The 13,309-nt window shown below is 40.6% G+C and carries 13 protein-coding genes and 3 pseudogenes; 7 read left to right on the top strand and 9 right to left on the bottom strand.

The window, feature by feature from the left end:
• Positions 1–5: 5 nt before the first annotated feature.
• Together sufC and ACWPWY_RS03015 are read right to left on the bottom strand one after the other, a co-directional pair.
• Positions 6–788 (bottom strand): Fe-S cluster assembly ATPase SufC, encoded by a 783-nt coding sequence (gene sufC / locus ACWPWY_RS03020; RefSeq protein WP_454190329.1) that lies wholly within the window; start codon positions 786–788, stop codon positions 6–8.
• Positions 789–1,172: 384 nt separating this feature from the next.
• Positions 1,173–1,635 (bottom strand): annotated as a pseudogene (locus ACWPWY_RS03015) (Dps family protein).
• 299 nt (positions 1,636–1,934) lie between these two features.
• On the opposite strand from ACWPWY_RS03015, the gene mtnK reads away from it, so the two are divergent.
• Complete coding sequence (gene mtnK / locus ACWPWY_RS03010; protein ID WP_454190328.1) at positions 1,935–3,158, top strand: S-methyl-5-thioribose kinase; 1,224 nt, start codon at positions 1,935–1,937, stop codon at positions 3,156–3,158.
• Positions 3,155–4,246, top strand: coding sequence for an S-methyl-5-thioribose-1-phosphate isomerase (gene mtnA / locus ACWPWY_RS03005; RefSeq protein WP_454190327.1), 1,092 nt, complete (start codon positions 3,155–3,157; stop codon positions 4,244–4,246). The genes mtnK and mtnA overlap by 4 nt, the downstream gene beginning before the upstream one ends.
• A 95-nt stretch (positions 4,247–4,341) precedes the next feature.
• Here the strand turns inward: mtnA and ACWPWY_RS03000 are convergent, their stop codons facing one another.
• Positions 4,342–4,644: a YunC family protein gene (locus ACWPWY_RS03000; RefSeq protein WP_454190326.1), complete on the bottom strand. Its 303-nt coding sequence runs from the start codon at positions 4,642–4,644 to the stop codon at positions 4,342–4,344.
• A gap of 263 nt (positions 4,645–4,907) precedes the next feature.
• On the opposite strand from ACWPWY_RS03000, the gene ACWPWY_RS02995 reads away from it, so the two are divergent.
• On the top strand, positions 4,908–5,399 hold the full coding sequence (locus ACWPWY_RS02995) for a hypothetical protein (protein ID WP_454190325.1): 492 nt from the start codon (positions 4,908–4,910) through the stop codon (positions 5,397–5,399).
• A 40-nt stretch (positions 5,400–5,439) separates the two neighbouring features.
• On the opposite strand, the gene ACWPWY_RS02990 is transcribed toward ACWPWY_RS02995, so the two are convergent.
• The gene (locus ACWPWY_RS02990; RefSeq protein ID WP_454190324.1) at positions 5,440–5,814 is read right to left on the bottom strand and encodes a DUF423 domain-containing protein; all 375 of its coding nucleotides are present in this window, start codon (positions 5,812–5,814) and stop codon (positions 5,440–5,442) included.
• Between the two features lie 189 nt (positions 5,815–6,003).
• Between ACWPWY_RS02990 and ACWPWY_RS02985 the strand changes: the two genes are divergently transcribed.
• Both ACWPWY_RS02985 and ACWPWY_RS02980 read left to right on the top strand, forming a co-directional pair.
• Positions 6,004–6,432 carry a hypothetical protein gene (locus ACWPWY_RS02985; protein WP_454190323.1) on the top strand — a complete coding sequence of 143 codons (429 nt, stop codon included), beginning with the start codon at positions 6,004–6,006 and terminating at the stop codon, positions 6,430–6,432.
• 95 nt (positions 6,433–6,527) lie between these two features.
• Positions 6,528–7,374 (top strand): annotated as a pseudogene (locus ACWPWY_RS02980) (DegV family protein).
• An 83-nt stretch (positions 7,375–7,457) separates the two neighbouring features.
• Here ACWPWY_RS02980 and pdaA read toward each other — a convergent pair.
• The 3 genes from pdaA to thrC all read right to left on the bottom strand — a co-directional run bounded on the left by pdaA (position 7,458) and on the right by thrC (position 10,466).
• Positions 7,458–8,198 carry a delta-lactam-biosynthetic de-N-acetylase gene (gene pdaA, locus ACWPWY_RS02975; protein ID WP_454192777.1) on the bottom strand — a complete coding sequence of 247 codons (741 nt, stop codon included), beginning with the start codon at positions 8,196–8,198 and terminating at the stop codon, positions 7,458–7,460.
• Between the two features lie 137 nt (positions 8,199–8,335).
• Positions 8,336–8,752 carry a hypothetical protein gene (locus tag ACWPWY_RS02970; protein WP_454190322.1) on the bottom strand — a complete coding sequence of 139 codons (417 nt, stop codon included), beginning with the start codon at positions 8,750–8,752 and terminating at the stop codon, positions 8,336–8,338.
• A gap of 301 nt (positions 8,753–9,053) precedes the next feature.
• Entirely contained in the window at positions 9,054–10,466 is a 1,413-nt protein-coding gene (gene thrC / locus ACWPWY_RS02965) for a threonine synthase (protein ID WP_454190321.1), read from the bottom strand.
• Between the two features lie 253 nt (positions 10,467–10,719).
• On the opposite strand from thrC, the gene yhbH reads away from it, so the two are divergent.
• A complete protein-coding gene (gene yhbH / locus ACWPWY_RS02960; RefSeq protein WP_454190320.1) occupies positions 10,720–11,886 on the top strand; it encodes a sporulation protein YhbH in 1,167 nt (388 codons plus the stop codon).
• A pseudogene (locus tag ACWPWY_RS02955) lies at positions 11,883–12,710 on the top strand (SpoVR family protein); the annotation flags it as partial. The gene yhbH and the pseudogene ACWPWY_RS02955, both read left to right, overlap by 4 nt.
• A 62-nt stretch (positions 12,711–12,772) precedes the next feature.
• Here the strand turns inward: ACWPWY_RS02955 and ACWPWY_RS02950 are convergent.
• Complete coding sequence (locus tag ACWPWY_RS02950; protein WP_454190319.1) at positions 12,773–13,051, bottom strand: hypothetical protein; 279 nt, start codon at positions 13,049–13,051, stop codon at positions 12,773–12,775.
• Positions 13,052–13,285 carry a hypothetical protein gene (locus ACWPWY_RS02945; RefSeq protein ID WP_454190318.1) on the bottom strand — a complete coding sequence of 78 codons (234 nt, stop codon included), beginning with the start codon at positions 13,283–13,285 and terminating at the stop codon, positions 13,052–13,054. It abuts the gene before it with no gap.
• Between the last annotated feature and the right edge of the window lie 24 nt (positions 13,286–13,309).

Below are 13,309 nucleotides of genomic sequence, written 5' to 3'. Positions count from 1 at the left end.
AATCTTTACGCTTCTTGTCCTACAGTTTCATCTTCAATACCAAGTTCTTCTTTAATCCAGTCATAACCTTCCGCTTCCAAACGTTCAGCAAGTTCAGGACCACCAGATTTTACGATACGACCTTGCATCATAACGTGAACAAAATCAGGTTTCACGTAGTTAAGCAAACGTTGGTAGTGAGTGATAATGAGGAATCCGCGATCTTCATTCTTCATTGCATTTACTCCATTTGCTACAATGCGAAGTGCATCGATATCAAGACCGGAGTCAATTTCATCAAGAATAACGAGAGTTGGATCAAGCAACATCATTTGCAAGATTTCATTACGTTTCTTCTCGCCGCCGGAGAAGCCTTCATTCAAGTAACGATGAGCAAACTCAGGATTCATCTCGAGTTCTTTCATTTTACCTTCCATTTGACGAATGAATTTGATAAGAGAGATTTCGCTACCTTCTTCACGACGTGCATTAATCGCACTGCGCAAGAAGTCAGAGTTTGTTACACCAGAAATCTCACTAGGATACTGCATAGCCAGGAACATTCCTGCACGAGCACGCTCATCAACTTCCATTTCTAGTACATCTTCACCATTCAATGTTACCGAACCGTCAGTAACTTCATATTTCGGGTGGCCCATAAGTGCGGAAGCTAAAGTACTTTTACCTGTACCGTTAGGACCCATAATTGCGTGGATTTCTCCACCTTTCATGCTAAGGTTAATTCCTTTCAGAATTTCCTTACCTTCTATTTCTGCTTTAAGTCCTTCAATGACGAAATTTGTAGCCATATGTGCCTTAACCTCCAATAAAATAATTTCATAGTCGAAATCATATTGTTTATCTAAATAGGGTCGCCCCTTGATTTCCAGCTTCGCTTGTAAAGCATCACTTTATAATAATTCTAAACTGATTCTCAATGATTCTCAAGTCATTTATGTTAAAAAGTTTACAGACTGCGGAAACAAAATACCCTTCTCTCACTAAAATTCTGCATAACTTGCAACAATATTAGACTGTAATCCACTGCTACATATGAATTCTATAGTAAATAGGGTACCGAATCAAATGAGATTAACCTTTTTCATAAATTCATTATGATTCCTTCATCGTTAACCAAAAAGGCTGACCTTATAAGGTCAGCCTTTTTGTTATCTTCATTTTTCCTTTATAAATTAAGCAAGATAAGAACGAAGCATCCACATGTTTCTCAAGATCTGCTTGGAAACCAGTTAGCATGTCTGCTGTTGGCTGATCGCCTGCTTCGTCTGCCGCTTCAATCCCCTCAGCATATTCTTCGGACAAGGTAGCAAAATCTTCGATGATATTTTGCACCATTGTTTTTGTATCTTCGCCACCAGCTGCTTCTTGAATGGATGCAAGTTCAAGATATTCTTTCATTGTTGCGGCAGGGCTACCTTTAATAGTAAGGAGTCGTTCCGCAATTTCATCCATTTGAAGAGTAACTGCATTATACAATTCTTCAAATTTCACATGAAGTGAGAAGAAGTTTGGACCTTTAACATACCAGTGGTAGTTATGGATTTTTACATACATCACATTCAAGTTCGCAACCTGACGGTTTAGAATTTGTTCTACGCCTGCTTTAGTCTGTGTTTTATTGGTTGATTTAGCCATTGATATCCCATCCTTTTATTGAGTTTAATGTACCTTTCCAATCTTATGTAGATCAGAAATCCTTCTATTTGATGAAGATCAGATGTTAATGTTCCTCTCTTCGCTGCTATATTAAATTTACCCTTTAGCCTAGCGAATGAAACAAACCTCTCTATCGACCCTTAATATAAAAAGTTTCCCTAATCGGATAATTGTGCCAAAAAAATGCTATAAAATTGAGGGATAATCCGATATACTGATATACCAAGTAAAGAAGTTGGGTTTATTCTTTATCATATACTTTAGCGGAGGTGCCTTCCTTGTCTTTATATCATCCTTTAACTCTTGATGAAGCAATGCAATTATCCCGAACCGTACTGGATCTATTTGACGCAAACAGTGAACTGACCTGCCAAGAGATTGGTGACGGTAATTTGAATCTCGTTTTTCATATTACAGATGCCAATTCCCGCAACAGTGTGATTGTTAAACAGGCTTTGCCTTATGCGAAAATTGTTGGTGAATCATGGCCCCTTTCGCTAGACCGCGCACGGATTGAACGTGAGATACTACAGGAAGAGTATAGAATCTGCCCTGGCTCTGTTCCGCAAGTATATTATTATGATGATGAACTTGCCCTAACCATCATGGAAGATCTAAGTGATCATGTCATCATGAGAAAAGGATTAATTGAAGGAAACCATTATCCTCTGTTTTCCAAACATATCGGAGAATTTATGGCACGGACACTTTTTTACACGTCCGATCTAGCTATGGATCAATCTCTTAAAAAAGAAAAAGTTAAAAAATTCGTAAACCCAGACCAGTGTAAGATTACAGAAGATCTTATTTTTGAAGAGCCTTATCGCTTCTCTGAACGAAACAATTATTCTCCTTCCATTGAGGATGAAGCAGAAGCACTTCGCACGGATAACGAGTTGCATTTGGAAATTGCGATTTTACGAGAAAAGTTTCTCACTCAAGCCCAAGCCCTGCTTCATGGGGATCTTCATACAGGAAGTATTTTTGTCACACCAGAATCAACAAAAGTAATCGATCCGGAATTCGCTTATTATGGACCCATCGGCTTTGATATCGGGGCGATTCTTGCCAACCTGCTTCTACATTATGTTTCTGTACCAGGTTCGATTAAAGATGAAGCTGCTGTCTCTGCGCGTGAAGAGGAACTGCTCCTTATGGTTCAGAATGTATGGACCGAGTTTGAACGAAATTTCTGCAATCTATGGGATCAAGATGTTCAGGACCATATGGCTCGTACTAAAGGATACCAGGAGTTCTACGTAGCTAAACTCCTTCAAGACAGCGCCGGATTTGCAGGAAGCAAAATGATTCGCCGCATTGTTGGACTTGCTCATGTAGCGGACATCGATACCATCAACGATGAGACATTAAGAGAACAAGCTGAACGTAAAGCACTCTCTATTGGCAAGAATTTGGTGAAAAATCACCGCCGAATTACATCCATTACGGATTTTATGAATCTCGTTATAGACGCAAGTAAAGGAAAGGTAGGACAACGATGAGCAATCTCAGCACGAATACGGAGTTTAATCCATTAATTTCACTTAACTGGAGAGGAGATTACCTTGAGCTTCTCGATCAGAGACTACTCCCCGAATCCATTGTAATGCTAGACCTCTACACTCCGGAAGAGATATGGGAGTCCATTCATTCCATGAAGGTACGCGGCGCTCCGGCTATCGGTATCGCGGCAGCCTTTGGCGTTGTACTTGGTGCTGCACAGTATCAGAATGAGGATATGACAGGATGGCTTGAAAAAGTGAAGGAAGTATGCGATTATCTCGCGACGTCTAGACCTACGGCGGTTAATCTATTTTGGGCGCTTGACCGTATGTATGGAGCTGCTGTACAGCTCAGCCAAGCTTCGAATCACCTCTCTATCTCTGCATTGAACGAAGGTCTAGCTCAAGAAGCCATTGCGATCCGTGCAGAGGATGAGGAAGTATGCAGACAGATTGGTGAAAATGCTTTGCCTTTATTTGAAGATGGAATGGGAGTCCTTACTCACTGTAACGCAGGCGGATTAGCAACAGCGAAATACGGTACCGCTACAGCTCCTATGTACCTTGCCAAAGAACAAGGAATTTATCTTAAAATTTTTGCAGATGAGACGAGGCCCGTTCTCCAAGGTGCTCGTTTAACTGCATTTGAACTGCAGCAAGCTGGAATTGACGTAACACTCATTACCGACAACATGGCTGGAATGGTGATGTCTAAGGGCTGGATCCAAGCCGTTATTGTAGGTACAGACCGTGTAGCCGCTAATGGGGATGTTGCGAATAAGATTGGTACTTATAGTGTCGCTGTTCTTGCTAAAGCACATGGAATTCCATTTTATGTCGCTTGTCCGATGTCCACCATCGACTTAAATACACCAACCGGCGCTGATATCCCAATTGAAGAGCGAGCACCCGAAGAAGTGACAGAAGGATTTGGTAAGCGAACTGCGCCCCAAGGAATCAAAGTATTTAATCCCGCGTTTGATGTGACACCAAACGAGTATGTAACAGCTATTATTACGGAAAAAGGAATTGTCCGCGCACCTTTTGACCAAAATTTAAAAGCTTTGTACTCTGAATCAATTTCATAATACTTCTGTTACCTTGGAATATATATTGATAAGCAGCCCCTTGTTTGAGGGAGCTGCTTTGTTTTTTACTAGTTATGAGACTCTTCTGCTTACACTCACATCATTTTAATCAGAGCTTCTACTCCCGTCATACCAGGAATGATTCCTAATTTCTCAGCTTCATGTGTTACAGACTCCATTGGTGCTGCAAGCAGTTCCGCAATGGTCTTAACCCCTACTGCTCTAGCTGCAATAATCTGTCGTTGCCCCAAACGGTCATTAAGTAATCCTACATCGAGCGCTCCGCACATAATATATCCCTTAGATGTCGAAACGGTAATGAGCGTCGTTTTAGGTAACTTCACTTCCACGGCAGTAAGGGTATATTCTCCAACTTGAACCGGTTCTAATGTTACCATTTGCGTAAAACACCCCCTTCGCTATTACGTCTCGACATCATATTCCTAGGTCTTACAAACGGTGTGGACAGTAGCGGAGCGCTATTTTATTGATAAAGCATGTCCTACAACCTAGAAAACTCCCGAATTCTATATCTTATTATTCGTTTTCTTGTTATTTCATACGTCTAATGTACTATTCATCCTTGCATTTTAATGATATAGTAAGAAAATACATATCCAAAAATTGTAACAGAAATCTGCAGTGTGGGGTAATTAAAAACATGAACAAGTCCATATCATCAAACTTAAATCATGAACAAGCTTTTTTATTTAATGTAGATATCATGATTCATAGCCGTACCAATGCCCTTGCCTTGCAAACTTTGCTTGAGATTCTTAATGAACCGGAAGGGATCAGTGACTTTCGAATACAGTCCGGCATCGAACTGGGCGCAAGAATCAAAGAAGCTTTACATCAATACCCTTCTTCAGATCCTAGAGCCATGAGAATGGCAGACAAACCGCAATCCCATGCGGCAACTCAACCGTATTCCATACCTGCTTCCACATGTCCTTCTGACGAATGGATCAATTCTGCGATGCAAGCAGGCAGACTCATCCGGATCCATATTAGAGACAATAAAGGACAACAAAAAAGCATCCCCTGTCGCATATTAAATTATGATCAAGGGACCAAATTAGTAAGTATTTATCACGTTGACGAGAAACAGGTATACTCTATTCATACTTCCGAAATCGAAAAATACGTATAAAAGAAACGGCTTCCTCAGCAATAGAGAGAAGCCGTTTCTTTTATACTTTCTTCAGAGCGGTAACCGCTAAACAGATCCAGCCAGCAATAAAACATACACCGCCGAGAGGTGTTATGGCTCCTAATGGACCAAGACCACTTATACTAAGCGCATATAAACTTCCAGAGAATAATATAATACCAACGAATAATAACCTAGCTGACCAGACAAGTAACTTAGCTTCACCGAAAACTTTGGCAATAACTCCAATTAAAATAATGCCCAGTGCATGGATCATGTGATAATGAACACCTGTTTCATATACTGAAACCTTGTCCTCACCAATGATAGGTTCTAGCATATGTGCGCCAAATGCACCAATCATAACCGAAAGCATGACTAGAATTGCACCGATGCCTATCCATTTTTTAGCCACTTCCATTTCACCCCTAGTTCCTGTTGTCTTCCTTGTATCTTACCTCAATTGGTTTCCCCTATGCTATCTAAAGTGAGGTTTGTCACTAAACTGCAACATTCAGAACCGTTACTCATTCGTTCCTTCCTCTTGCATTTTGGTAGGATTTATGAAAAAGTGAATGAAAAACAAAATATAAGGAGTATGGAAATGGATAAAATTGAGCCGGTCCAGGAAATGGAAAACGCGAAACATGAAGAGGTCATCGAAGTAAATAATCCTTATGGAACCTTTCAACCTCCCGTAACCCCTCTGAGACATTCGGGTCCTGGGCTAACTTCTCTTATACTGGGGATCCTATCTCTTATCACCTACATTGTGATTCTTGCCTTAGCACCGGCAGCAGCAGAAGATATTTTGCAGAATTCTTCTCCTGAGGCAATACTTGAGAGTGTTTATGTAATGATCATCGGCGTTCTGATACTTATTGGATTATCTCTTAATCTTATTGGTATCATTTTATCAATTATTGGATTAACCCTTAAGAATCGAAAGAAAATCTTCCCTATGATTGGAATAGTTCTTCATGGGATCATATTACTCGTGATCATCGGTTTTTTTAGTCTAAGTTTCATCTAATCAGGATATTAGATATCATTTTGCTACAAATGTCTATATGCATTATAATAGAATAGTATGTTATAAATGAATTTTTTCTAAAAAAGGGGATTAAGATGTCGCGAATTAAAATTTTTGCGGACAGCCAGTGATTTACCTAAGACTTGGGTCCAGCAACATGAGGTTGGTATTGTTCCACTTTATGCCGTGTTTGGCGATGAATCGTTAAAAGATGGTGTTGAAATTAGCCCCGAACAGCTGTATGCAAGGGTAGATCGTGAAGGCCGCCTTCCAAAAACGGCAGCACCTTCTCCTGCTGATTTTATGGCTTCTTTTGGCCCTTACATAGATCAGGGCTATCACGTTTTATTTATTAGCCTTTCATCTGAGCTTTCTTCTACGTATCAAAATGCACTCATCGCTTCAGGCGAATTTCCTGAGGGAAGCGTTACTGTGTTTGATTCACTTAATTTATCATCCGGAATTGGCGTACTGGTGATGAAAGCAGTACAAGCTGCGGAGCAAGGAAAAACCATCAGTGAAATTGTGGATCTACTGACTGAGATGAGACCAAAAGTAGAAATCGAGTTTGTCATTGATACACTTGATTATCTATACATGGGCGGCCGCTGTTCAGGAATGCAAAATTTAATCGGCAGTCTTCTCAAAATCAGGCCTGTAATTAAGGTGATTGCTGGAAAGATGACGCCCGCATATAAAGTTAGAGGCAAACGTGAAAAAGCCATTGACCAAATGTTGAATAATGCACTCAGCAATGTCAATGTAATGGATAATGATACCATCATCGTTGTACACTCGATGTGTGAGGAAGATGCACTTCTGATTCAGAAGACATTAAAAGAAAAGACCAAAGCAAAACATATTGAAATGGCTACAGCAGGTTGTGTTGTTTCGAGTCATTGTGGACCTAAAACGATTGGACTCGTTTACGTAAGAGCATAAGACAAAAAAGAAGAAGACCGTTTCCCTATTGGAAAAGGTCTTCTTCTTTTTGTATTTAGAGACACCTAAACAATGAATTGAAATTAATATGTTTTGGTTTTGAGTTCATCCAAACTTTTAAATGTATAGCCCTGTGCTCTAGCTGCATCTATGATCTGTCCTAAGGCTTCTGTGTTGTCCTTAGACACCGAATGAAGTAAGATCACCGCACCTGGATGAAGCTGCTTCATCACTTGATCATAGGCATACTGAGCTCCATGCTGTACCTTCGTATCCCAGTCTTTATAAGCAATAGACCAGAACACATTAATATAGCCTTCATTTTTACTAACAGTAAGAGAACGTTCACTAAAAATCCCGCGCGGCGGACGAAGGTAAGGAATTTCTTTGCCTGTTAGAGCAAGTACTTCCTGTTTGACTTTATCCAGCTCTTCTTTAATTTTGGCATCGGGCGTTACGCTCATATCGGGATGACTCCAGGAGTGATTTCCAACAATATGGCCTTCTTGACTCATTCTTTTGACCAGATCGGGCTGATCTTTCAAGTAATGTCCTGTTACAAAAAAGGCGGCAGGTACTTTCTTGGTCTTAAGTACATCAAGAATAGCAGGTGTATATCCGTTCTCATAGCCATTATCAAACGTTAGATATAACTCTTTTTGAGTGGTATCTCCAAGGAATATCGCTTCATTTTTTTCGAGAATTCCTTTAAATCCTTCCTCATTAATGGATGCAAGCCCACCATCTTTGCTTTTTTTGAAACCAAAGTGATATGCATCTTTCACAGGGGAAGCCTGTATATAGTGGACACCGGCGCTAGTCATGATCAAGATGATCATGACGCTAACCATAAACCACTTTTTCATCATGAATCCGCTCCTATCATCTACACAATTATGTTACTTAAGATAATATGAGCAAGAATTCAATTATTTATGTCATATCTTCGGATTTAAAATCGTTATAATCGGTAACCCTTTCTCCCTTCCTGTTCTGAAATGATATGTAGAAGTTCACGGACAACATTCGATTTATCAGTATGAGACAACCAGCTTCGTGCTGCCTCAATGGCCTGAATCTGGCCGTGACCTTCATCCTTCCATGTCAGCAGTTCCACGATTTTAATCAGCAGAGCCATCATCTCTGTGTTATCCTGTTCTTTTTTTTCGGCCCGCATTTTATGGAACAACGCCTCTTGTTCCCAATCTAACAATATTTCCTGACCAATCGTCGGTCTCATTAGTGTATATCCTTGTCGGCAACTCTCACAGCGTACCGTGACGACCTGTTCTTCCACAAAATGAGCTTTCACTTCCTGCGTACAGGTTGGACATTTAAACTGTACATCTATATGTAATGGTTCTTTCTTCTCTTTCATGGTGGTGCCCCCTATATTTTTCTTTAAAACATTTTGACTTAACTTGATCATGTTTACCCCGAAATAAAACTTTTAAATCGGTTGATCAACTTTGTTCATGATATAATGGGAAATATATGAAATTTATGTTACTTTCCGTTATTTTATTTTAGGAGGATTACAGACTTGGAAGCAAATAAAAAAGTCACTTTCACTGCTCCAAAAGTGATCTGGCTTAATATCATAGTAAAAAACCGTCTAAGATGTAGACTTTCTCTTCATCCTAGACGGTTTTTTATGTTATTTTGCTTCTATTTCACTTTTATTTCTGATGACGATGGTAAAAAGGAAGAAGTTCAGCTACCACTTGCTCCATCGTTCCTTCTACCTCCGTTTTGCGAACAGGCATGTCATACAGTGCTGAGATTTGCGGCGGGAAGTCCTGCTTAATCTCACAAAGTTCAATAGATTCATTAAATTTTGCAGGATGCGCTGTAGCTAACGAAATGACAACTTCACCTGCTGGAAGCGTACGTTCTGCTGCGGTAACTCCGCAAGCGGAATGAGGATCGAGCAGATAAGCTTTGGTATCGTTATATTTTTGAATCGTTGCGAGGCACTCCGCCCCAATCACACCGTAAGCAGCAAATTCCGATTGAATTTTGCCTAGTAGCTCTTGTGGAATTTGAATTTCGCCGCTCTCCTGGAAACGCTTCATGTATCTTTCGGTCTGCTCTGCATTTTCATCCAAAACATAATAAAGATATCGCTCAAAGTTGCTAGCAACCTGAATATCCATCGAAGGACTATATGTCGTATGGAATCCATCCGGTTTATAGATCCCTTCCTTCACAAAACGCTCCAGTATATTATTCTCATTCGTTGCAAGTACCAACTTACCTACAGGTAAACCCATACGAGAAGCAAGATATCCTGCAAAAATGTCTCCGAAGTTACCTGTAGGAACACTGAAATGAAGCGGTGCTCCTATTAATTCAGGACGCTGATCTGTTACTCGGAAATAGGAGTAGAAATAATAGACCGTTTGGGCAAGGATGCGAACGATATTAATAGAATTAATAGCGCAGAGATGATGCTCATTTTTGAAATTCACATCCGCAAAAAGTTCCTTAATCATTCGCTGACAATCATCAAAGTTACCTTCTACTGATAAATTCAGCACGTTCTCATCTTGTACGGTAGTCATCTGAAGTTCTTGTACCTTACTTACTTTTCCATTCGGATGCAAGATACAGATATTAATTCCTTCTTTACCTCGAACGCCTTGAATAGCCGATGCCCCTGTATCGCCAGAAGTAGCACCAAGAATATTAATAGGGCGTTTATACTGTTTAGCTACATAACTATACAACTGCCCCATGAGTTGAAGCGCAATGTCCTTAAAGGCAAATGTTGGACCATGGAACAATTCAAGTAAATATATATCATCCGTAAGTTGATGAACTGGAGTAACGTCTTCATGCCGGAAGGTACTGTAACTGGCATAGACCATCTTCTTCAGCTCATCACTCGGAATTTCTTCATTTAAGTAATAAGAAAAAATCTCAAGCATTAAATCCTGAAAGGAAAGAGTTCTCCACTCTTCCAACTTGTCGCTAGATATGACAGGAATGGTACTTGGTACGAGCAAACCTCCATCTGTAGCTAGTCCCATCAGAAATGCATCAATAAATCCTACTTCACTAACCTGTCCTCGAGTACTTTGATATTGCATGCGCTATATTCCCTCCTGCACTTTTGACCATGCACGAAAACGATGGTCCTATCTTTCTTATCTTTTAAACCATCATACACTGAACCGCAGCAAAAGCGAATCATTTTCTGTAAGTTAACGACAATAATAGGAAGAAAAATGTTCCACTTCTCTATTTTATATCGATGTCATCACATATCATCCCTGCCCGTGAATATACTTAATTTACAGCAGGTCAAACTGTGTCGCACAATTTACAGGGGAGGTGCCTAAAATGCCGGATTCTCGCCAGCCTTACTCATTTGTCGTTTCAAAAGAAGATTGGTCTCTTCACCGTAAAGGTTACCAAGATCAGCAGCGCCATCAGCAGAAGGTGAAGGAAATCATTAAGCAGAACCTGCCCGACCTTATTACAGAAGAAAATATCATTATGTCCGATGGTAAGCAGATCATTAAAGTTCCGATTCGAAGCCTAGATGAATATCGCTTTGTCTATAATTATCAAAAACAAAAGCATGTCGGCCAAGGAGATGGAGAAAGTCAGGTCGGCGATGTCATTGGACGCGATCCTGCGAGTCAAAAACCAGGTAAAGGTGAAAAAGCAGGCGATCAGCCAGGTCAAGACATTGTAGAAGCAGAGATCAACATGGAAGACCTTGAAAATATGTTGTTTTCCGAGCTCTCCTTACCCCATCTCAAACAAAAAGATAAAGAAGAAATTGAGACACAAAGCATTAAATTTAACGATATCCGTAAAAAAGGGATGCAATCCAACATCGATAAGAAGCGGACCATCCTAGAAAATTTACGCCGAAATGCCACCAGCGGAAAACCAGGAATCCATCATATTAGCCCTGACGACCTCCGCTACAAGACATGGGATGATACCGTCATTCCGCACTCCAATGCCGTAATAATTGCCATGATGGATACATCCGGGTCCATGGGCTCTTTTGAAAAATATTGCGCAAGAAGCTTCTTTTTCTGGATGACAAGGTTTTTACGTAAACAATACGAAAAAGTAGAGATCGTCTTCCTCGCCCACCATACCGAAGCACGAGAAGTGACTGAAGAAGAATTTTTCACCCGCGGAGAAAGCGGCGGTACGATCTGTTCATCTGCTTATATAAAAGCCCTTGAAATTATAGATCAGCGGTACCCGCCTTCGAGTTACAATATTTATCCATTCCACTTTTCTGACGGCGATAACTTAACCAGTGATAATGAACGCTGTGTTAAATTAATTGGCGAATTGCTCAAGCGGAGCAATATGTTTGGCTATGGTGAGGTGAATCAGTATAACCGAAGCAGTACGCTGATGTCTGCCTATCGCAATATCAAAATAGACCAGTTCATGTACTACGTTATCAAAGAAAAGGGCGAAGTATATAAGGCCCTGCGCACCTTTTTTCATAACAAAGAAGGAGGCAGCGTTTCATGAGCAATGCAAGTGAATTAAAAGACCTCGAATATGCCATTGACGAGATTATGGAGATTGCAAATGGCTTCGGACTTGACTATTATCCAATGCGATATGAAATCTGTCCTTCTGATATTATTTACACTTTTGGTGCATACGGCATGCCGACTAGATTCAGTCACTGGAGTTTTGGGAAAACCTTTCAGAAAATGAAGATGCAATACGATTTTGGACTCAGCAAAATTTACGAATTGGTGATTAACTCTGATCCATGTTATGCCTTCTTGCTTGACGGCAACTCCCTTATTCAAAATAAACTCATTGTAGCCCATGTTCTTGCTCACTGCGATTTCTTTAAAAATAACGCCCGTTTTTCGATGTCTAACCGAAATATGGTCGAAAGTATGGCAGCAACGGCGGACCGGATTAAGCAGTATGAACTTGAATACGGGACAGAAGCCGTCGAGTCATTTATCGATGCTGTCCTCGCTATTCAAGAACATGTCGATCCGCAGCTGATTAAACCTCAGCATCTCGATAAACAGCGCTATATGGAACTGAAGATAAAAGAGCAAAAAAATCCTAACCCGGACGTTCGTCCTCCCGGTCGCTATGATGATCTGTGGAACATTGGCGTAACGGCACCTGAGGGACCTGATCCAAGTACACATCAAGTATTTCGTTTCCCGCCTGAGCCGGAAAAAGATGTGATGTGGTTCGTACAGGAGTTTTCTGAGGTATTATCCGACTGGCAAAGAGACATTATGAGCATGCTCCGTGAAGAAATGCTGTACTTCTGGCCTCAAATGGAAACCAAGATCATGAACGAAGGCTGGGCTTCGTATCGCCAAGGTGCTTAAATTCATACAGCAAAAAACCGATTCCCAAGCGAATCGGTTTCATTTATCTAATACAGTTTACGCTTCATCGCACCATGTTTGAATGAAGTAATCACATATCGTTCGCCATTCTCCATTACTTTGTAAGATACAATATAACGATCAACGATACAGTAATACGTGCCCAGATATTCACGAGATGGCATCGCTGTACCCATATGGACCACCTTAGCTTCAATACGCCGAATAAGATCAATCTTATACTCCATTGTTTCCTGCTCTGTATAATGCTCGCTCTTGATCTGGTGAAGCCGCCTTACAGCTGTGTTGGTCCATTCGACAATCAATTACCAGTCACCACGCTTTATCGCTTCGACCAGATCATCTGTAGAGTATAATTTCCCTTGCTGAATATCTTTTTCAGAAGCTTCTATCATCTCTTTAATCTCGGGATCCGCATCCAATGCTTCAACAGGATTATAGATCTCGTATTCAAGTCCTGCTATTCGAATATACTCCCTGTGATCCTTATGATACGACTCAATTACCGTTCCATCGGGAGCTTTGAGACTGAAATTCATATCCTCACCCTCCTTTGTTCGAGT

The sequence above is a fragment of the Paenibacillus sp. Marseille-Q7038 genome, from assembly GCF_965111595.1.
This window is presented reverse-complemented; position numbering and strand designations above follow the sequence as displayed.